Source organism: Embleya sp. NBC_00896, assembly GCF_045207785.1.
Lineage (GTDB): Bacteria > Actinomycetota > Actinomycetes > Streptomycetales > Streptomycetaceae > Embleya.
The window spans coordinates 2,248,202-2,267,535 of record NZ_CP108777.1 but is presented as its reverse complement, the minus strand read 5'-3'; the positions used below and the strand labels follow the sequence as shown (position 1 = coordinate 2,267,535).

At 71.3% G+C, this 19,334-nt stretch carries 17 protein-coding genes; 8 read left to right on the top strand and 9 right to left on the bottom strand.

The annotated features are described in order from the left end of the window. Positions 1 to 88: 88 nt before the first annotated feature. Both OG928_RS43450 and OG928_RS43445 read right to left on the bottom strand, forming a co-directional pair. The gene (locus tag OG928_RS43450) at positions 89 to 448 is read right to left on the bottom strand and encodes a hypothetical protein (protein WP_331767551.1); all 360 of its coding nucleotides are present in this window, start codon (positions 446 to 448) and stop codon (positions 89 to 91) included. A 163-nt stretch (positions 449 to 611) separates the two neighbouring features. Further along, a complete protein-coding gene (locus OG928_RS43445; protein ID WP_331767550.1) occupies positions 612 to 1,277 on the bottom strand; it encodes a hypothetical protein in 666 nt (221 codons plus the stop codon). A 947-nt stretch (positions 1,278 to 2,224) separates the two neighbouring features. Between OG928_RS43445 and OG928_RS43440 the strand changes: the two genes are divergently transcribed. Beyond that, entirely contained in the window at positions 2,225 to 3,775 is a 1,551-nt protein-coding gene (locus OG928_RS43440) for a hypothetical protein (RefSeq protein WP_406291803.1), read from the top strand. A gap of 160 nt (positions 3,776 to 3,935) precedes the next feature. Here OG928_RS43440 and OG928_RS43435 read toward each other — a convergent pair whose 3' ends face one another. Continuing rightward, positions 3,936 to 4,763 carry a serine protease gene (locus OG928_RS43435; protein ID WP_331767548.1) on the bottom strand — a complete coding sequence of 276 codons (828 nt, stop codon included), beginning with the start codon at positions 4,761 to 4,763 and terminating at the stop codon, positions 3,936 to 3,938. 603 nt (positions 4,764 to 5,366) lie between these two features. Further along, on the bottom strand, positions 5,367 to 6,338 hold the full coding sequence (locus OG928_RS43430; RefSeq protein WP_331767547.1) for a helix-turn-helix domain-containing protein: 972 nt from the start codon (positions 6,336 to 6,338) through the stop codon (positions 5,367 to 5,369). Between the two features lie 105 nt (positions 6,339 to 6,443). Between OG928_RS43430 and OG928_RS43425 the strand changes: the two genes are divergently transcribed. Next, the gene (locus OG928_RS43425) at positions 6,444 to 7,289 is read left to right on the top strand and encodes a dienelactone hydrolase family protein (protein ID WP_331767546.1); all 846 of its coding nucleotides are present in this window, start codon (positions 6,444 to 6,446) and stop codon (positions 7,287 to 7,289) included. Between the two features lie 130 nt (positions 7,290 to 7,419). Here the strand turns inward: OG928_RS43425 and OG928_RS43420 are convergent, their stop codons facing one another. The 3 genes from OG928_RS43420 to OG928_RS43410 are packed head-to-tail and all read right to left on the bottom strand — an operon-like array spanning position 7,420 to position 9,323. Next, a complete protein-coding gene (locus OG928_RS43420) occupies positions 7,420 to 8,760 on the bottom strand; it encodes a hypothetical protein (protein WP_331767545.1) in 1,341 nt (446 codons plus the stop codon). Positions 8,761 to 8,769: 9 nt separating this feature from the next. Continuing rightward, positions 8,770 to 8,934 (bottom strand): hypothetical protein, encoded by a 165-nt coding sequence (locus OG928_RS43415; RefSeq protein WP_331767544.1) that lies wholly within the window; start codon positions 8,932 to 8,934, stop codon positions 8,770 to 8,772. Then, positions 8,934 to 9,323 carry a MerR family transcriptional regulator gene (locus OG928_RS43410; protein ID WP_331767543.1) on the bottom strand — a complete coding sequence of 130 codons (390 nt, stop codon included), beginning with the start codon at positions 9,321 to 9,323 and terminating at the stop codon, positions 8,934 to 8,936. Before OG928_RS43410 ends, OG928_RS43415 begins: the two co-directional genes overlap by 1 nt. A 62-nt stretch (positions 9,324 to 9,385) precedes the next feature. On the opposite strand from OG928_RS43410, the gene OG928_RS43405 reads away from it, so the two are divergent. The 3 genes from OG928_RS43405 to OG928_RS43395 all read left to right on the top strand — a co-directional run bounded on the left by OG928_RS43405 (position 9,386) and on the right by OG928_RS43395 (position 13,268). Further along, positions 9,386 to 10,672 carry an MFS transporter gene (locus tag OG928_RS43405; protein ID WP_331767542.1) on the top strand — a complete coding sequence of 429 codons (1,287 nt, stop codon included), beginning with the start codon at positions 9,386 to 9,388 and terminating at the stop codon, positions 10,670 to 10,672. A gap of 224 nt (positions 10,673 to 10,896) precedes the next feature. Next, positions 10,897 to 12,318: a DHA2 family efflux MFS transporter permease subunit gene (locus OG928_RS43400; protein ID WP_331767541.1), complete on the top strand. Its 1,422-nt coding sequence runs from the start codon at positions 10,897 to 10,899 to the stop codon at positions 12,316 to 12,318. Further along, positions 12,315 to 13,268, top strand: a complete 954-nt coding sequence (locus tag OG928_RS43395) for a sigma-70 family RNA polymerase sigma factor (RefSeq protein WP_331767540.1) — start codon at positions 12,315 to 12,317, stop codon at positions 13,266 to 13,268. Before OG928_RS43400 ends, OG928_RS43395 begins: the two co-directional genes overlap by 4 nt. Positions 13,269 to 13,401: 133 nt before the next feature. On the opposite strand, the gene OG928_RS43390 is transcribed toward OG928_RS43395, so the two are convergent. Beyond that, on the bottom strand, positions 13,402 to 14,247 hold the full coding sequence (locus OG928_RS43390) for a siderophore-interacting protein (protein ID WP_331767539.1): 846 nt from the start codon (positions 14,245 to 14,247) through the stop codon (positions 13,402 to 13,404). A 362-nt stretch (positions 14,248 to 14,609) separates the two neighbouring features. Between OG928_RS43390 and OG928_RS43385 the strand changes: the two genes are divergently transcribed. The 3 genes from OG928_RS43385 (at position 14,610) to OG928_RS43375 (ending at position 17,714) form a co-directional block, all read left to right on the top strand. Further along, complete coding sequence (locus OG928_RS43385) at positions 14,610 to 15,581, top strand: FecCD family ABC transporter permease (RefSeq protein ID WP_406292124.1); 972 nt, start codon at positions 14,610 to 14,612, stop codon at positions 15,579 to 15,581. After that, positions 15,578 to 16,651, top strand: coding sequence for an iron chelate uptake ABC transporter family permease subunit (locus OG928_RS43380; RefSeq protein ID WP_331767537.1), 1,074 nt, complete (start codon positions 15,578 to 15,580; stop codon positions 16,649 to 16,651). Before OG928_RS43385 ends, OG928_RS43380 begins: the two co-directional genes overlap by 4 nt. 286 nt (positions 16,652 to 16,937) lie before the next feature. Continuing rightward, positions 16,938 to 17,714, top strand: coding sequence for an ABC transporter ATP-binding protein (locus OG928_RS43375; RefSeq protein WP_331768313.1), 777 nt, complete (start codon positions 16,938 to 16,940; stop codon positions 17,712 to 17,714). Positions 17,715 to 17,934: 220 nt separating this feature from the next. Here the strand turns inward: OG928_RS43375 and OG928_RS43370 are convergent, their stop codons facing one another. Further along, positions 17,935 to 19,260: a salicylate synthase gene (locus OG928_RS43370; RefSeq protein WP_331767536.1), complete on the bottom strand. Its 1,326-nt coding sequence runs from the start codon at positions 19,258 to 19,260 to the stop codon at positions 17,935 to 17,937. Between the last annotated feature and the right edge of the window lie 74 nt (positions 19,261 to 19,334).

Sequence of the window (19,334 nt, the reverse complement as noted above, 5' to 3'; positions counted from 1 at the left end):
CTGCGCCGGGCGCGGCACTAGTTCTCGCCGTGGGCGGTGAGCGCCTCCCGCCCGACGCGTTCCACGGCCTGCCCCCGGGGCGTCGCCGTCACGGCGCGGGTGCGTACAGCATGGCGGCGTGCAGGTCTTTGCCGAGGCGGTCGGTCAGCTCGCGCGCTCGGCCCAGTGGGTAGGCGTGGGTGCCGGGGAAGATGCGGGGTGCGACGGGCTGAGCGGCCAGGTCGCCCCAGGTGTGCAGGCATTCCGGGGGAAAGACGGCGTCGTCGCGGCCACCGTATACGGCCGGCGGCAGTTCCAGGGGCGGTTCGTCGTGGTGGCGGTACTGCAAGGCCGGCAGCATGTCCGCCAGGAGCGGTGTGTACGCGGTGGCCAGGGCCTCGGGATCGGCAAGGAGTTCCGCCGGGACGGGGCCGTAGAGGTCCGCCAGCCCCGCGCGCCCGGCGATCATCGAGGAGGCGATCCGTGCGACGGGCGTGAAGGTCGCCCGTCCGCGGAGTTGTGGGCGTGCGATGCCACGGGTTCGTGTCCTCTCGGATCGCACTGCGGCCCGGCTCCGGTCGACTCGGCGCCCTCGCGAGGGGCGGCGCCGGGACAGGGGTCGAGCGGGGAGGCTACGGCTTCCAGACGACCGGGTCCTGGCTGCTGTCGGGGAAGTCGTACGTCACCGAGGCCACCGTCCCGCCCGCGGGGACCAACAGCAGGGTGCATCCCTCGACTTCGGCGCCGCCGGCGAAGCCCTTCGTGTCGAGGGATTGGCACATGCCGAACCGCCCGAAGAGCATGGTGAACCCGAAGCTGCGACCGGTGGCGTCCCGGCCCGCGAGCTCGGTGTCCGGATGGCTGTGCGACAGGTCGGCGGCGGACACGTTGCGGAACTTGGTCCGCACGTAGTAGGGCGTCGAATCCTTGTCGCTGTCGTCCACCTTGATCTTGGAGGCGGTGAGGTGATCGATCGAGCCCTTCTCGATGGCGGTGACGGTCACCTCCACGTTCCCCTTGGCCTGGTCCGACTCGAAGGGCACGACCGCGGTCTGCCCCAGAGCGAGTCGCGTACCGGGTTTGGCGGGGGTGAACTTCGCCGGGTCGACGGGGGTGGCGGTCGGCTTCGGGCTCTCCGACGCCTGCGAGGGGGCGTTGGAGGCGGATGCCCCGGCCGAGGCGGACTTCTTGTCTTCGGCCTTGCCCTGGTCGGACTTCTTGTCGTCACCGCCGCAGGCGCCGAGCGTGAGAGCGAGGGTGACGGTGGCGCCGATCACGGCGAATGGCAACGTGCGCATGCGTGGTGCTCCGAGGCGGGCCCGCGCGACCCCGAGGGGGCGCTCCCCTGCGGGCATCGCGGGTATGGCTTCCGGATCTGGGGCTGAGCACCTCGTACAGAGGGGCCTTCCGGCTGACGAACGGGCACCCTAGCAGGCAAGCTGCCGCCTCCAGGCAGACCCGGTCGGCCGAGCCGAGGCCGCGCCGCGGGGGTCGGCGAACCGCCGGACGCGGCCGGTGCGCCCCGGGCCGCACACCGCCCGGGGCCGCGCGACGTCGCACACCGGCACCGGATCGACGCAGGGATCGTTGTCGTGGCCCGGACCCCAACGGATCCTGGGGCTCGATCACTTGGCAGTGACGGGCGCGTGCGACAGGCTGCCCGAGAGAGGACGACCAGGCGACATCGGCCGTCGTCTCGACCAAGGCTCACACACGTGATCGAGCGGTCCGGCGAGCACCTCGGGGGCCTGCCGGGGCTCTGCTTCGGCAGGGCGCGCCGGGCTCCGTCCGAAGACCACGCGGTGAGCCGCGACCGGATACCTCGGGCATTGGCGACCGGCGGCCTGGACAGCACGCCGCAAACCCCCGCCCTGGGTCCCGGGCGCCGATTCCGCGCGGGGCAGGACACCGACCGTCCTCCCCGTGCGTGGTCGTCGGCGCCGGCCACCGACACTCCCCCACGTTCGCCGCACGGAGTCGTGCTCAGTCGCGCGGATCGGCTAGTGGCACCTGCCGCGAATGGCTATCTTCGTCCACCATGATCAACCGAAAATCTGCACGGTCGAGACGGCGCGTGTTGATCGTCGTCGCCGGTGCCGTAGCGATTCAGGTCGGATTGGGAGCCGGAGCGTTCGCGGCGTGGGATTCCGCGGGCTCGGGGAAGAGCTCCCAGGGGCCGCAGACATGCACCACTCGCCCGAACCCGGACGCGCCGGAGGCCGGGGAGGAGCGCAGTTGCTTCTCGGTGGACGCCACCGTCGATCACCCCCTCGCGGTCGGTGAGACCGCCACCGTCCGGTTCGTGGTGGGCGCTCAGTTCGCGACCAAGGGCGTACGCGTGGAGGCGGACCTGCCCGCCAACCTCGCCTGGGTCGACTCGCCCGTCGGCCTGACCCTGTCGTCGCACGCCTCACCCAATCCCGTGCATCTGGGCGGCATCAACCGTGCGGGCACCGTGCGTTCGTTCAAGGCCGGGCAGACCACGACCTACACGGGACGGATCGTCGCGAAGGCGGCCGGTCCCGCGGAGATCAAGGTTCGCGCCGCCGCCGACGTGCGCGCGGGAGTGGACGCCGCCGAGGACCTGATCCCGCTCACCGTGGGCGCGGTACCGGGGATGTCGAGTTTCGGCGCGGAGCGTTCGACCGACACGGACTCGGTCGAGGTCGCGTCCGACGTCACGCCGCAGGCGTCGACCCCCCATCTGCCGGCCGAGTCGCTGTCCCCGGTCGGTCTGGCCGCGGCCGCCGGGGACGACCCGCCGGCACCGCGCGCCCTGGCCGCCGCGGCACCGACCGCCTGCGCGACCGGCAAGTGGCTGTACGTCGACGAAAAGGGCGTCACCCGGCCCGTGGTCAACATGACCGTCGAGGCATGGGACGCCGACACGACCAACGCGCACGACCGGCTCGCCTCCGGCCTCACCGGAACCACGGGCGAGTACAAGCTGTGCTTCGACAACGCCGAGAGCAACAACTCGGGTCAGGACGTGTACGTCAAACTCATCACCACCAACAAGAACTGGCGCGTCCAGGCCACCGGCACCACGAACGCCTTCACGTTCACCACGCCCACGGTCTCCAACGTCGCCAACGGAAGCACCACTTCCTTCGGCAGCCGCAAGCCCACGGCCAACAAGATGCGCGCGCTGCACGCGTTCGACGCGCTCAACGACGCGTGGAAGTGGGTACCGGGCAACACCTGCTGGGACGGTCTGGACACCACGTGCCGTCAGGTCGTCGTCAACTGGGCACCGGACTCGACGGTCGGCAACTACTACGGGAACAAGCAGATCCACCTCAAGGCGGACGCTCCCGACTCGCACATGACCGTCGTCCACGAACTCACGCACGCCATCATGGCCGACGTCTACGAGGACAACACGCCGCCCATCCCCAACTGCAGCCCGCACGGCGTCTCGGCGAAGTCCTCGACGGGGTGCGCGTGGGTGGAGGGCTTCGCCGAGTGGGTGCCGGCGAGCGTGTACAAGGATCCGTACTACCGGTGGCCGAGCGGCGCGTCCCTCAACCTGGAGACTCCCAGCTGGAGCACGGCGGGTTGGGACGACGGTGACGCGGTCGAGGGCCGCGTGGCCGGTGCCCTGATCGACCTCACCGACACCACGAACGAGGGCTCCGACGTCTACGGCGAGGCCGCGCCCGGAAACGTCTGGAACACGTTCCTGCGCCACCGGTCCACGACGTTCGCCGAATTCTGGCAACAGCGCAAGGCGGACGGATACAACACCGCCGATGGTCCGCTGAAAAGCCTGTATCAGAGCACGATCGACTATTGAGAGGTACGCGGTCTTTCACCCGGAAGCGACCGGGCGAAAGACCGCGAGCCTGCATGAGTGAAACCCTCGAACCGAAACTCCGCAGCATCCGGAATTCGCGCTCCGCACACCGGGCGCCGGCGAACGGCTTCCGCCCTCGCCGGCGCCCGGTTTCGTCGGATCAGCCGTTCACGACGGCGCGAATCCAGCCGCTGTGATAGGGCACACTCGGCAGGACCTCCTTGGTCACCCCGCAGTCGCCGAGGCTGCGGCTGTCCGCGCCCACCAACTGCCAGCGTCCGTAGACCTTGCGGATCGCCGGCGTGCCGGAGTCACCGCCGCACGGGCCGGCCACACCACCCGGGTTGTCCGCGCAGAAGTCGCCCGTGTCGATGCCGAACTCGCCGCCGACGCACTCGCGAGCCGGGCGCACCGTGGTGTCCAACTGGTTGAGCGACTTGGGCAGTTCGGTGGCGTCGGTGCTGGTGTAACCCCAGCCCACGATGCGCAACGCGGTGCCCGGCCGACCGACGTTGTCGGCGAGCCTGATCGGCTTCTGCGGCACCTTCCGGTCGAGCCTGAGCAGAGCGAGATCGCCGGCCCGTCCGTTGGCCAGGTAGGCCGGATTGACGTGGACCTCGGTCACCTCGGCGGTGGACCCGCCCGTGGTGCGGTCCGCGGAGCCCGTCCGCGTGTGGAACAGCGCCGGATCCAGCGTCTTGCCGGTCGCGAAGTCGTGTACGCAGTGCGCCGCGGTCAGCACCCACTGCGCGTCGATGAGCGAGCCGCCGCAGCGAAAGCGCACCTCGCCGTTGTCCCGCGTCATGTCGATGGCCGTGGTGAACTCGTAGCTCTCCGAGGCGGGCGTCCCACCGATGATGGTGGGGCCCGTCGCGTCGGCCGAGGCGGCGGACTGGCCGCCCGCCACGATGCCGAGCGCGAAGCCGACGGCCGCGACGCCCCGGATCACCGTGCGACGCTTCTTCTTCGTTTTCGATATCGCGTTCATGAAACTCCCCGTTCGTCTCTTTCACCCGTACGAAACAATGCGTTGTCCGAGATTTCGGGCAAAGAGGGACGTCGGCGCACCGGCGCCCCTTTCGAATTCCGGATCCGCACGGCATTCAACCTATGGTTTTTCGCGAAGACTCGTCCAACGGGTCGGGGGGCGAATATCCGCGCGTCCCGGACGCGCGGACCGGGCCTATTCTCGATTCGGGGCGGCCGATAATCACCCGTCGATGCTGTCGCATCAATAGTCGACGCGCGTGATATCGCCGACCGGGACGCGGTGGGTCCCGCGCCGAACCGTCTCGCGAAAGCGGTCGGACGTACCCGGGACCGGGATCACAGAGCCGGGCGCACCCCTCCGAGCGGAGCCGGTTCGCGTCCACCGGGGGCGAGAACACGCCGGCGGTCACCCCGAGTCCACGCCCGCCCCGGGGCTCCGAGCTCCGCGAGGCAGGCCCAGCCCTTGAGGCTGTCGGGCTGAGGACAAGCGCCTCCGCCCCTCACCGCAGCGGCCCGTTACAACGAAGCGGCCCGATACCGCGTGCGGGCGGCCACCACGACGTCCACCACCACCGCCGAGCCGGGGGTGAGGCCGCCATCGTCAGTCGGCAGCACGCCGGAAGGTTGCGCGGTAGTCCCTCGGGCGTCGTCCGGTGTGCTTGGCGAAGAGAGCGGCGAAGGTTCCGGCGTCCCGGTACCCGACCGCGCCGGCGATGCCGGCGACGGTTCGGTCCGTGGTCTCGAGGAGGTGGCGGGCGCGACGGACGCGCGACGACTGCAGGTACTCGAGCGGACTCCGGCCGGTCTCGTCCGCGAAGCGCCGCAGCAGCGTCCGAGTGCTGACGTTGAACGTGTCCGCCAACGCGGCGAGGTCGTATCGGGCGACGAGGTTCTGGTCGAGCCGTCGCATGACCCTGCGGGAGAACTCGTTTCCGGGCCGCGGCAGAAGTCGGGCGTCGACGTACGGAGTCTGGGATGATCGCGCATCGTCGAGGAGCGCCACCCGCGCGGTTGTCCGCGCCACGCCGGCCCCGCTGTGCTCGCGGATCAGTTCCAGCGCGAAGTCGTACATGGCACTGAAGGCCGCCGTGGTCGTCACACCCTTGTCGGTGACGACCAGACATTCGGGTCGGACGTCGGCGTCCGGACAGCGTCGAGCCAATTCGTCCGCGAAGAGCCAGGCCGTCGTGGCCCGGCGTCGGTCGAGCAGTCCGGCCTCGGCGAGCAGGAACGCACCGACACAGATCGAGACGACGACGTTGCCCGCGGCCGCGTGTGAGCGGATCACGGCGATCTCGGGGGCGAGCGACGCGAGCTTCGCGTCCACGTCGAGGCCCCGCACGAGCTCGAACCCCGGCACCACAAGCACGTCGACCTCGCGCGGCGGAGAGACGGCCAACGCCGCACCACCCGATGCGGCGACGCGACGACGAGGCGAAACGACCGACACCTCGTATCCCGCGCGGTCCGGACCGGCCACGTGCGTGGCCATCGTCAAGAGATCGGGTACGCCGAACACCTCGGACGCGAAGCAGCCCGGATAGGCCAGGACACCGATCCGCAGTGCGCTCACGCTCGCCACCTCGCCTCCTCCCCACCCTGCCGTTGGCGAGATTACCCCCAAGCATGGCGATCCGGCCCATCGCCCTGTGCGGGCACATCAGTCCACGCTGTCACCATGAGTGCTGCCGACGGACGTCTCGACGACGCGATCACGGACTTTTCCCGCCGACTCGTGGACGTGGACGGGGTGGTGAAGACGGTGTACACCGCGGGTTCCGGACCGGCCGTCGTGTTGATGCCGGAGATGCCCGGGATCAGCCCCGACGTCCTTCGACTGGCGCGGTGGTTGCGGGACGCGGGCTTCACCGTCTACGTCCCCTCGCTCTTCGGGATCGACGGCGCCTATCCCACGGTCGAGGGTGGTGAGCAGGTTGTCCGTCGCGCGTGCGTCAGTACCGAGTTCCGTGCGTTCGCCGGGGGCGGCACCAGCCCCGCCACGGCGTGGCTACGTGGGCTCGCGCGCCGGGCCCACGCCGAATGCGGCGGTCCGGGAGTCGGCGCGATCGGACTGTGCTTCACCGGCAACTTCGCCCTCACCATGGCGCTCGAGCCGGCCGTCATCGCGCCGGTGGTCAACCACCCGTCATTGCCGCTGGACGACCCCGCCGGGCTCGAGATCAGCGACGAGGACGCGCGCGCGGTCCGAGACCGCATCGCGCGCGATGGGCTGAAGGTTCTCGCCTACCGCTTCGACGACGATCGCTGGTGCACCGGCCGGCGCTTCGCCGCCTACCAAGCGCTCCTCGGCGACGCCTTCGACGGCCGCGTCCTTCCGGGCGGTTCCGCGAACACCGACCCGCCCCCGTTCTTTCGCGACGTGGTCGGGTCCCCCCACAGCGTTGTCACGGCGCACCTCGTCGACGAGGACGGACATCCCACGCGGAAGGCCAGGGACGAGATCCTCGCCTTCCTGGCCGACCGCTTGGGCCCGTTCGCGCGCTCCGAGACGACATCCGGCTGAGCGGCACGACGGTCGGCACGCGCGTCACCGTCGGCTGTGCCTCGGTTACGGCCGGCGTCTCGGCTACGGCCGGCGTCTCGGCTCGGCTCGGCTCGGCTCTGGAGGTCAGCTCGTCCTGCTCGGATCCCCGTCAGAACCCACCGCCGCCGCCGTCACCGCCGCCCCAACCACCGCCGCCGTCTCCGCCCCAACCACCGAAGCCGCCGCCCTCACCGCCGAATCCGCCGTCACCCGACCCGGCCGCGCCCGCGTCCGCCGCGTAGCCCATGTTCATGGATGTGCCGAGTGTGGTCCCGATGAGCAGGCCCGGCAGCAGCATGCCGCCGTACCAGCCGGTCGCCCACGGCCCGTAGGCGGGACCGGCCTCCCAGTACGGGCGGCGGCCGAGGGGGCCCTCCACCTCGCGGATCGCCGGGTCGAGGCCGTCGTCCAGGCGGGCCGCGTCGGCCGCGCAGACGGGTACGTCCCGCTCGGCACCGTCCGCCGGTGCCCAGCGCATGTCCCGTACGGACGGGCCGTGCCGTGGGTCGAAGAAGCACGGCGGTCGACGCTCCGGGAGCGGTTCGCCCGCGCGTTGGGCCTCCAGGGTCGCGAGCGCGAATCGTCCCTCTTCCAGGGCCTCGCTGACCGCGCGGACGTCCGCGGGTCCTCGGGCCGCCGCCATGGCCGACTTCGCCCGCTCGTAGGCGTCGAGGGCCTTCGTCCATTCCTCGCGCATGGCGTCGTCGGAGTCGGCCGCGCCCGGATCGAAGGCCGCCCGATCGAGCGTCTCGCCGTATGCGGTGATGTCCTCGTCGACCACGGGCCGCACCTGCTCCAGCTCCTGCCGCGCCCGCGCCGCCGCGCGGGTTCGGGTCCGCCTGCGGACGAAGAGGACCGCGCCGACGGCGGCGACGATCAGGACCATAACCGTCACGAGGCCGGCCCACGACGAGCCGCCGGTGTCGCGAGTCGATTCCGAGCCCTGGTCCGCGTCGGCCACGGCCCCGTCGACGAAGGCGGTCAGCAGACCCGGTCCATCGCCCTGGTGCGCGGCCAATACGTCGCTCTTGAGCGTGGCGAGCTGCGCTCGCGACATGACCGACGCGTCGGCCGCGGCGTCGAACGTACGGCCCACGGCGACCGCGTACACGCCCGGTCGGCCCACCTGCTCGCGCAGGCCGGACAGTACGGCCCCGGAGGAACCGGCCGTCGCGAGCGGCGAGTCTGCCGGTACCGCGACCACGAAGACCGGCTTGTCGGACGAGCGGATCTTCGCCCGCAGCTCATCGGCGGTGGCCGACGGCAGCACGTCCGCGGCCTCCGGGACGGTGTACACCGGATCGTCGCGCAGCGAGGCGGCGATCGTCCCGATGCCACCGCCGGCCGCCGCGTGGACGGGCGCCGACGCGAAGAACAGGGCCGCCAGCACGAGCATGAGCACAGCCGTCATCGGCGGCAGACACGGGAAACGAAATGTAACTTTCGTCATGTATTCAGGCTACTGCCGCCAGCCGAGATCGCGTGGGAGCACGCACTCGTCGCCTACAGCCGCCGGGACGCTGTCGAGGAAGCCGTCGAAGCGGGCGTCCGGGTCTTCCCCGCGCAGCGTGTGCGGCATGATCCGCCCGTCACGGCGCGCCCACGGGACGACACGGAGCGGCATCACTCCAAGTTCGTGGTGCCCAGCAGTTCGCACTGATCGAAGTTCATGCAGCCGCACTCCAGGCAGTCCGCCACCGCCTGGCGCAGGGCCTGGGTTTGCGCGATGTGCCGGTCGAGTTCGGGCAGTTTGCGCGCGGCCATGTCCCGCCACTGGCGGGTGGCGGACGGCGTGGTGTCGGCGGCGAGCAGCTGTGTGATCTCGGCGAGGGTGAACCCGGCCCGCTGCGCCATCCTGATCAGTGCGACCCGGCGGAGGGCGGTCGCCGGCCATACCCGGCGTCCACCTTCGCGGCGCGCACCGGGCAGCAGGCCGCGCTCCTCCCAGTAGCGCAGTGCCGAGGCCCGCACGCGGGCCTTGTCCGCGAGCTCACCGATGGGCAGATAGCGCATGCCCGCCCCCTCCTCGGTCCGACCTTGACTTCAAGCGCGCGTGAAGGGCGACTGTGGCGTGCATGTTCTCAGCATGCCCGGGACGCTCGGTGCCCGGCCCCTACCGCGCGCTGTTCGCCGACCCGACGTTTCGGCGGCTGATGCCGGTCTTCGCGTTGTCCGACCTGGGCGACGGCATGACCGTCGTCGCCGTCGCGTGGCTGGCGTTCGCGCTGGGGCCGGAGGGCGGCCAAGGCGCGTTGGCCGGGATCGCGGTCGCCGCGTACGTGCTGCCCGGCGCCCTGGGCGCGCTGGTCCTCGGCCGGTGGATGCGACGACTTCCGGCGCAGCGGCTGCTGGTCACCGATTCCGCGTTGCGGGCCGCTCTGTTGGGGGCTGTTCCACTCGCGCACGCGACCGGGGTGCTCACCCCCGCCGTCTACGTCGGGTTGTTGGGTGCCTCGTCGCTGCTCCATGCCTGGGGCAGGGCCGGCAAGCACGCCCTGTTCGCCCCTCTGCTTGCCGACGACCAGCGTCTGGCGGCCCACAGCGTGCTCAGCACCAGTCTGTGGGGCGCGACCATCGCGGGTCCCGCCCTCGCGGGCGTGTTCGCGGGAGTGATGTCCCCGGCATGGATCATCGGCCTGGACGCCGCCACGTTCGCCGTACTCGCCCTGCAGGCCGGCCGCACCGAACTGCCGCCGTCTGCGGCCGCGCCACCGGGGACCGGCGGCACCCGGCACGGGCTCGGCATCCTGCGCCGGCAGCCGGAACTCCTCGGCCTGCTCGTGGTGACCTGGGTGTTCAACTTCGCCTTCGGCCCCGTCGAGGTCGCCCTGCCCCTGTTCGTCTCCGGCGACCTCCAGGCCGGCCCGGGGCTGCTCGGTGCCTACTGGGCCGCCTTCGGAAGCGGAGCCGTCATCGGCGCTCTCGCGTTGGGCGCGGCCGGGCGGCTCCCCCTGTGGCCGACCATGCTCGCCATCATCGCGGGCCACGGCATCGGCATGCTCCCCTTCGCGATCACCCACAGCGCGCTGCCTTCCCTGATCGGCTTCGCCTTCGCCGGACTCGTCTACGGTCCCTTCTCCGCGCTCTCCTTCACCCTCCTCCAAAACCGCGCACCCGCCGACTCGCTCACCACGGTCCTGGCGGCACGCAGCGCCATACTCCTCACGGCCTCCCCTCTCGGTGCGGCTCTCGGCGGCCTCTTCCTCGACCGGACCGGCGCCCCCGTCATGCTCGTCGGCTGCGGCGCCCTGATGATCCTCATCGTCCCCGCCGGCGCCGCCGCACAGAAATTCCACGGAGTCCGTCGGCGACGACACCGGCCCTCGCCCGCCCGGGCCGAGCGAGCGAGCCGGGCCGCCTGAGCCCGGGTCGCCCGGCTGTCCTACGGCCGGGCCCGCGCGTTGGCAGGAAGCCCTCAAGAGCGGGGTCAGTCCCACCGGAAGGCCCATTGATGGGAGCGCACCTGTCCTCGGCGATGGTCGCCGCCCGGTCGCCAACTCGCCGCCGCGATTACTCTCGCCGCCGCGATTACTTCGGCCCTCCTGCGTTGTCAGCACCAGTGACAGCGAACTTCTGGAGGACCCTCGTGGGCAGCAAGGAACGAACGACCGTCGAGCAGCGCTGGGTGCTGGGCCTGACCGCGGTCGGCTCGGTGGTGGTGGCGCTCGACGCCCTGGTGGTCGCGGCGGCGCTGACCACCATCAGGCAGGACCTCGGCGCCTCGATCGAACAGTTGGAATGGACGGTGAACGCGTACAGCCTCAGCTTCGCGATGCTGTTGATGACCGCGGCTGCGATCGGTGACCGATGGGGCCGGCGCCGGACGTTCGCGGCCGGCCTCGCCCTCTTCTCCGTCGCCTCCGTCGCCTGCGCGCTGGCGACCTCGGTGCCGTGGCTGATCGCCGCCCGCACCTTCCAGGGCGTCGGCGCCGCCGTCGTGATGCCGCTCGCGATGGGCCTGCTCGGCGCCGCCTTCCCACCCGAACGCCGCGGCTGGGCAATCGGCATCTTCAGCGGTCTGACCGGCCTGGCCGTGCTGAGCGGCCCGATGCTCGGCGGCGCCGTGACGGAGGGCCTGGCCTGGCAGTGGATCTTCTGGATCAACGTGCCGGTCGGAGCCATTGCCATCCCGCTCGTGCTCCGCAAGATCCCCGAGAGCCGGGGAGCGGCTCGCCGGGTGGACCTCCGCGGCGCCGCCCTGATCTCCCTGGCCGTCCTCGGCATCGTCTGGGGTGTGGTCCGCGGCGAGGCGACGGGCTGGGCCGGCCTCGAGGTGATCGGCTCGTTCGTTCTCGGAGCCCTGCTGTTGTCGGCGTTCCTGGCCTGGGAACGTCGCGCCCCGCAGCCGATGGTGCCACTGTCCTACTTCCGTTCGAGGGCGTTCTCGGCCGGTAACGCGGCCGGCTTCTTCCTCACCGCCGCCCTCTTCGGCGCGGTGTTCTTCCTCGCCCAGTACATGCAGGCCGTTTTCGGCTCCGGCCCGATGAAGGCCGGGCTGCAGCTTCTGCCCTGGACCGCCACACTCTTCCTGGTGGCGCCGATATCCGGCCGCCTGGTGGACAAGATCGGCGAACGCCCGCTCGTCGTAACGGGACTGGGTCTGCAGGCGGCCGGCATGTTCTGGATCAGCCGGGTCGCCTACGGCTCGGTCGAGTACTCCGAGCTGGTGCTGCCCCTGATCGTGGCCGGCTGCGGCGTGTCCATGGCGATGCCCGCGACGCAGAGCGCCAGTGTCGGAGCACTGCCACGCGAGGCCGTCGGAATCGCCTCCGGCATCTACACCATGATGCGGCAGCTCGGTGGAGTCGTCGGAGTCGCCGTCCTGGCCGCGGTGTTCGCCGCGGCCGGAGGCTACGAATCCCCCACTACGGGATTCACCCGGGTCTTGGCCGGCTGTGGCGTACTGTCGTTGCTCGGAGCATTTGCCGGACTCGGGATCGCCGTACGGCGCAGTCCCACCCCCGGGGCTCCGGTTGCCCGGCGGGAGCCGGTCGGGGAGTCGGCATGAACCTTGAGGACGAATTCGCGCAGTACCGGGGCGACCTGGTCGCGCACTGCTATCGGATGCTCGGCTCGCTGCACGACGCGGAGGACGCCGTACAGGAGACGTACCTGCGTGCGTGGCGGGGGTTCGCGGGGTTCGAGCAGCGTTCGTCGGTCAAGACCTGGCTCTACCGGATCGCCACTCGGATCTGCCTGAACGCGTTGCGGCACAGCAGCCGCCGGATGGTGCCGTCGGCGCTGGGTGCTCCTGGCACCGATCCTGACGACCTGGAGGCGCCGGCGCTGGAGGCGCCCTGGCTGGAGCCGTTCCCGGACCTCCTGCTGAGCGCCGACCCGGCTCAGGTCGTGGGCACTCGCCAGAGCCTCAGGCTGGCGATGGTGGCCGCACTACAGCACCTGCCACCCCGCCAGCGCGCGGTACTGATTCTCCGGGACGTTCTTGCGTGGCAGGCGTCGGAGGCCGCGAATCTACTCGAAACGACGACGGCGGCGGTGAACAGTTCGCTCCAGCGGGCGCGTGCGGAGCTCGTCAGGCTCGCGCCGGCCGAAGAGCAGTTCAGCGAACCGGACGAACCCGAACGCCGCGCGCTGCTTGACCAGTACGCCAATGCCTTCGAGAAGACCGATCTGGTCGCCCTGAAAGGGCTGCTGACTCAGGACACCCGCTGGGAAATGCCGCCGATTCCTACCTGGTTCGACGGTCGCGAGGACGTAATGCGTCTGCTCACGGCGAAGCTGCGGCCAGGGGAGGGACAGCGGATCATGGTGGAGACGTCGGCGAACGGGCAGCCCGCGTTCGCGGTGTACATCCGCGGACGAGACGGCGCCTTCCACGCGCACGCGCTGCAGGTGCCGACACTGACCAAGGCCGGCGTCTCCGCGGTGCTGGCGTTCCACCGGGCCGACCTGTTCCCCCTCTTCGGTCTGCCGATCGACCGGTATCCACAGAGATGAAGGCGCGGCCGGCCCGGGCGAGCCGGGGGCCGGTTGATCTTCGACCACCTCCACCGGTCCGGCCTGCTGACCTAGCCCGGAGGCGGTGACCGACGCATCGGCCGGCGCGCGTCGGCCGGGCGCGCGGCGATCGTCAGGCGTCTGTGTCCTGGGGGTCGTTCAGCCACTCCTCCACCGTCTTGCCCCGTCGCCAGTAGCCGGCCGCGTGCAAGGTGTGCTTGTTCAGGCCGCGTTCGTTGCACAGGTATCGGCGGATGGTGCGCACGGTGAGTGCCTCGCCGGCGACCCAGGCGTGCACGGTCCCATCCGGCCACGGGAACTCGCAGACTGCGTCGGCCAGTTGGTCGTCGTCGGCGTCGACCGCCGTGTCACGGTGCAGCCACTGGATCCGCACGTCGGTGTCCGGCGCCGCGGCGAGGGGCTGCTCCTCGAACCGGTCGGCGACCTCGATGAAGACGTGCGCGCACGTACCGGGGGCCAGGCGTTCGAGGATCGAGGCCACGGCCGGCAGCGCCGTCTCGTCCCCGGCGATCAACAACAGGTCGGCGTCGGCGGGCGGAAGCGAACCGGCCGCCGGCCCGGCTATGCCGAGTACGTCACCGGGTCGGGCGTCACGTGCCCACTCCACGGCTCGGCCGTCGCCGTGGATCACGAAGTCGATGTCGAGTTCGGGCCCGGCCGGGTCGAAGCGCCGCACGGTGTAGTTCCGCGCGTGCGGCGGCGTGGCGTCGTCGGGATAGACCAGGCCCTCCGGGCCGAATTCGGGCAGCACCGGTATCCGCTCACCCTGCGCCGGAAAGAACAGTTTGACCCGTTCGTCGGCCTGCCTGCCTCCGTCGAACGTGCGCAACTCGTCGCCGCCGAGGGTCAGTCGCAGCATCCTCGGGGTCACCTCGACCGATCGCACCACCGTGGCCAGACAGGTACGGATCGGCGATCGCCCGGTGCGGCTGCGGGTGGCCTTGTCGTCTCGCGCCATGGGTTGCCCCTTCGTCGTTGCGGACTCGATTGCTCGGTTCGTCGTGTCGGGCTCGGTCGCCCGGGTGCCGGGTTGCCCGGCGTACGGGCCGGATCGCTCGGTGTGGGCCGGCCGTGGGTGGCCGAACCCCGGCGCGCCGGCCGCGGGTTCGGGTCGGGCGCGCCCGGGCCGGCCCGTCGAGCGCGTTGTGTATGCGGCGCTCGACGGAACGAGCCCACAACCAGGCGCACTGGGCAAGGCATTCAGGTATGCCTTACCTTACTGGGGTGTCTCTCCGGGTCGATTCCCCCGCTGCTCCGTCCGTCGTCGCCGCGTCCGACGCCCGGGCCGCGCCCGGCCGTTCGTCACGGATCGGGCTGCTCGTGATCCTGACCGTGCTGTTGCTCGGCGCGCTGTTCGCGTCCCTGGCGATCGGCGCGCGCAACGTCGCGCCGAGCGAGGTGTTCGCCATGCTCGGCGGCGAACGCGATGGTGACGCCGGACTGATTCGCGATCTGCGGGTCCCGCGCACACTCCTCGGGCTGTTGGTCGGCGTCGCGCTCGGTGTGGCCGGTTCGGTCGCCCAGGACGTGACCCGCAACCCGTTGGCCGACCCCGGCCTGATCGGGGTCAGCGCGGGTGCGGCCTTCGCGGTCGCGGCGAGCGTGGGGCTGCTCGGACTGACCGGAACGCACAGCTACCTGTGGTTCGCCTTCGTGGGCGCGGCGATCGCCGGCGCGATCGCCTACCTGGTGGGCGGAGCCGGCGTGGGCGGCGCGACGCCCGCCAAGCTCGCGCTCGCGGGGGCCGCGGTCAGCGCGCTGCTGGAGGCGGGTACCAGCGCCCTCGTGCTGACCGACCCCGACTCGCTGAACCGGTACCGGTCCTGGGCGGTCGGTTCGCTCGCCGGCCGAGACAGCGAAACCATGCTGTTCCTTCTGCCGTTCGTCGTGGTCGGAGTCTGCCTCGCCCTCGGCTTGACCGGTCGGCTCAACGCGTTGGCCCTGGGCGACGAACTCGCCACCACGCTGGGCACGCGGGCGGGCAGTACCCGGGCCCTGGGTGCGCTCGTGGTCGTCCTGCTGACCGGCACCGCGGTCGCCGCCGCGGGGCCGATCGTGTTCGTCGGCCTCGTGGTCCCGCACGTGCTGCGGGCCTTCACCGGGCCCGACGCCCGCTGGTTGGTGCCGTGTTCGGGGCTGGCCGGCGCGGTGCTGTTGTTGGTCGCCGACGTGGTCGGGCGGGTGATCGCGCGGCCCACGGAGGTGGAGGTCGGCGTGGTCACCGCCTTCCTCGGGGCGCCCTTCCTCATCTATCTGGTCAGGCGCGGAAGGATCGGGGAGCACGCCGGATGAAGACTGCCGATCACGCACCGCGCGTCGTGCGGTGGGAGCGCGGGCCCCTCGGGATCGCCGTCCGCCCGCGCACGCTCGTGGCCGCCGTCGGCCTGGTGGCGGTGGTCTTCGGCGGCCTGATCGCGTCGCTGGCGTTGGGCGACTACCCGCTCTCGTGGAGCGACGTGGTCACCGGCCTGTTCGGGGCGGGGCCGGCCGACGCCGAGTTGGTCGTACACGAACTCCGGCTCCCTCGCGCACTGGTGGGGGCGCTGGTCGGGCTCGCCCTCGGGATGGCCGGGGCGGTCTTCCAGGCCGTGACCCGCAATCCGCTCGCCGGGCCGGACCTGATCGGGATCACGGCCGGCGCCGGGGCCGGTGCGGTGCTGGCCATCCTGCTGGGCGGCGTGAGCACCACGCGGTCCACGACCTACGGCGCGGTCCCCTTCGGTGCCTTGATCGGCGCGCTGGCGACGGCCGCGGCCATCTATCTGTTGGCGTTTCGCCGCGGCACCATCTCCGGATACGGCTTCGTGCTCGTGGGAATCGCGGTGAACGGCATGCTGGCGGCGTTCACCCGCTGGATGCTGGCGCGCGTCGACGTCGACGCCGCGACTCGGGCCACCGCGTGGCTGACCGGCAGCCTGGACGGACGCGAGTACACCCATGTGCGCTGGCTGGGCTACGCGCTCATCGTGCTGGTGCCGTCGACGATCGCGCTCGCGCGGCCGTATCGGATGCTCCAGTTCGACGACGACACCGCCGCGAGTCTGGGTATGCCGGTCACCCGCTCACGGATCGCCCTGCTCGTGTTGGCGACGGCGCTGACGGCGGTGGCGACCGCGTGCGCGGGGCCGGTGGTCTTCGTCGCGCTCGCCGCCCCGCAGATCGCCCGCCGACTGGCCGGCACCCCCGGGCTGCCCATGGTCGTGAGCGGCCTCGTCGGCGCGGCCCTGGTGGTCTTGGCGGACGTGGTCGCCCGGACCGCGTTTCCCGCCGAACTCCCCGTCGGTATCGTCACCGGCGCCGTCGGGGCGCCGTACCTGCTGTGGTTGCTCGCCTGGAACAACCGGGCCGGAAAGGGAGGCTGACGTGGGTTCCGCGACGGAGCAGACGAAGGACACGAAGGACACGAAGCAGACGGGACACCCGGAAGACACAGACCAGACCGCGCAGGCGGAACAGGCGGGACAAGCGGAGCGGAGCGAGCAGGCCGAGCAGACGGACCAGGCGGACCGGACCGAGCAGGCGGAGCGCACGAGGCAACCGAGCGAGTCGGCGGCGCGGGACGGAGCGACAGGGCTCCGGGCGACGGAGGCCGGGTCCGTGTCGACCCTGCCGAACGCACCCGCCGTGGCCCCGAAGCCCGCTCCCGGGATGACCGCCGAGAAGATCACCCTCGGCTATGGCGAGCGAGTGGTCGCCAGGGATCTGGATCTCGACATCCCCGCCGGCCGGGTGACCGCCCTGGTCGGGCCCAACGCGTGCGGGAAGTCGACCGCGCTGCGCGCGCTCGCCCGGTTGTTGAAACCGCGGCAGGGCGCCGTCCTGCTCGACGGCGAGAGCGTTGCCGGCCTGTCCGGGCGGGACTTCGCGCAACGGCTCGCGCTGCTGCCGCAGTCCCCGACCGCTCCCGAGGGGATCACCGTGCGCGATCTGGTCGCGCGTGGTCGTACTCCCTACCAGCGGTGGTGGCGGCAGTGGTCCTCGTCCGACGACGCCGTGGTGGACGCCGCGCTGGCGGCCACCGGCGTGGAGGCGCTGGCCGGACGAGGCATCGACGAACTCTCCGGCGGGCAGCGCCAACGGGTGTGGATCGCGATGGCGCTGGCTCAGGACACCCCGGTGTTGCTGCTCGACGAGCCGACCACCTACCTCGATCTGGCCTATCAGGTCGACGTGTTGGAGCTGGTGGCGGAGCTGGGGCGAGCCGAGGGCCGGACCGTGGTGATGGTCATCCACGAGCTCAACCACGCGTGCCGGTACGCCGATCACCTGATCGCGATGCGCGACGGTCGGGTGGTCGCGGCCGGGTCACCCGCCGAGGTGGTCACGCCGGAACTGGTACGGGAGGTATTCGACCTGCGCGCGGCGGTGATCGAGTGTCCCATCGCGGGCACGCCTCTGGTGATCCCGGTCGGCGGCCGTCGCTAGGGCCTGTCTTCAATCCCACGCCGAGCACCGCGACGCCCGGTACCGCACCTCGCCGCCCCGGTGAACCGCCCGAATAGAACCACTATGCGAGCGCTTCCCCGGCACGCCGATGCACGGCACCGGACGCCGCGGAGCCCGACGCGGGATTGAAGACAGGCCCTGGGTGCGAGCCCCCTTCGCGCCGCGCGAGATCCCCGGCGGCGCGAAGGGCGCGCATCGGTCAGTGCGCCGGCACCAGATACGTGGCCACCGAGCGCAGCTTCTCGCAGGTCTCCTCGAACTCGCGTCCGGGCTCGGACTGTTCCACGATGCCGGCCCCGGCTTGCAGCCACGTCCTGCCGTCGCGCCGGAACAGCGTGCGCAGCACCAGCGCCGCGTCCAGCGCTCCGTCGTGGTCCATGGTCAACACCGCGCCGCTGTAGAGCCCGCGCGGCGTGGCCTCGTGCCGCCGAATGGCGCGGTACGCCGCCGGCTTGGGCACACCCGACGCGGTGACCGCCGGGAACAGCGCCGCGAACGCGTCCCACGACCCGACGCCGGGCGCGAGCCGACCCACGAGCGAGGACGCCAGGTGCTGCACGCTGCCGCGTGGCTTGACCGACATGTAGTCGGTGACCATCACCGTGCCCGGGTCGCACAACGGCACCAGTTCGTCGTAGGCGACCTTGACCGAGATGGCGTGCTCGTAGATCTCCTTCGCGTCGCTGAGCAGGTCCTCGCGCCGGCGCAGGTCCGCCGCGGCCCCGCCGCCGAGTGCGCGGGTGCCGGCGAGTGGTTGGGTGCCGACGTTGCGATCGGCGTCCACGGACACCACGATCTCGGGGCTGAAGCCCGCCGCGCACACGCCGCCCAGGTCGAGCAGGAACGAGCGGGTGGGCGTGTTGCCCCGCCGGCCGGCGAGGTAGGTGCCGACCATGTCCACCGGTGTCGGCACCTCGACCGTCCGGGACAGGATGACCTTCCGCAGGACCCGCGCGCGGATCTCGTCCACCGCCGAGCCGACCGCCGAGCGATACTCGTCCGCGCCGGTGGCCGCGACGTCGAAGGCCACCGGATCCTTGCGCGGCGCCGGTCGATGCTCGGTCAACAGCGCGACGACAAACGCGAGTTCCTCGGCGTCGACGGCCCGGACGCGCGCCAGGCCCGTGCTCATGCGTATCTCGACGCGGGGCACGAACAGGTGCAACAACGGTTCTTCACCGACCAGTTCCGGCATCCCCGCCTGGAGGTAGGCGAATTCGAACCCGGCCCACCCGTAGGCGCGCCACCCCGACACCGGGGCTTGGCGCAGGAATTCGTCGACCACCGGCAGGGGCGACCCGATCCACGACCGGACGCTCTCGTCGCCGCCGCCGCGACAGCGGACCTCGCGCTTGGTCACCATGATCTCGACGAGCGCGCCCAGACCCACGCACCACTCGTCGTTCCGCTCGTAGACCACGTGCGCACGACCGCCCACGATGCTCGACGAGGCCTCGGCCAATGCTGCGGCAAGGTCCAAGGGATCCTCGGACAAAGGGAGTTCACGTTCGACGTAGTCGGACACGGCAGCCTCCGCGATTCGGCCCACTGACAGGTTAGGGCAGGCTAACCTATTAATCTCCAACCCTGTTCACATCG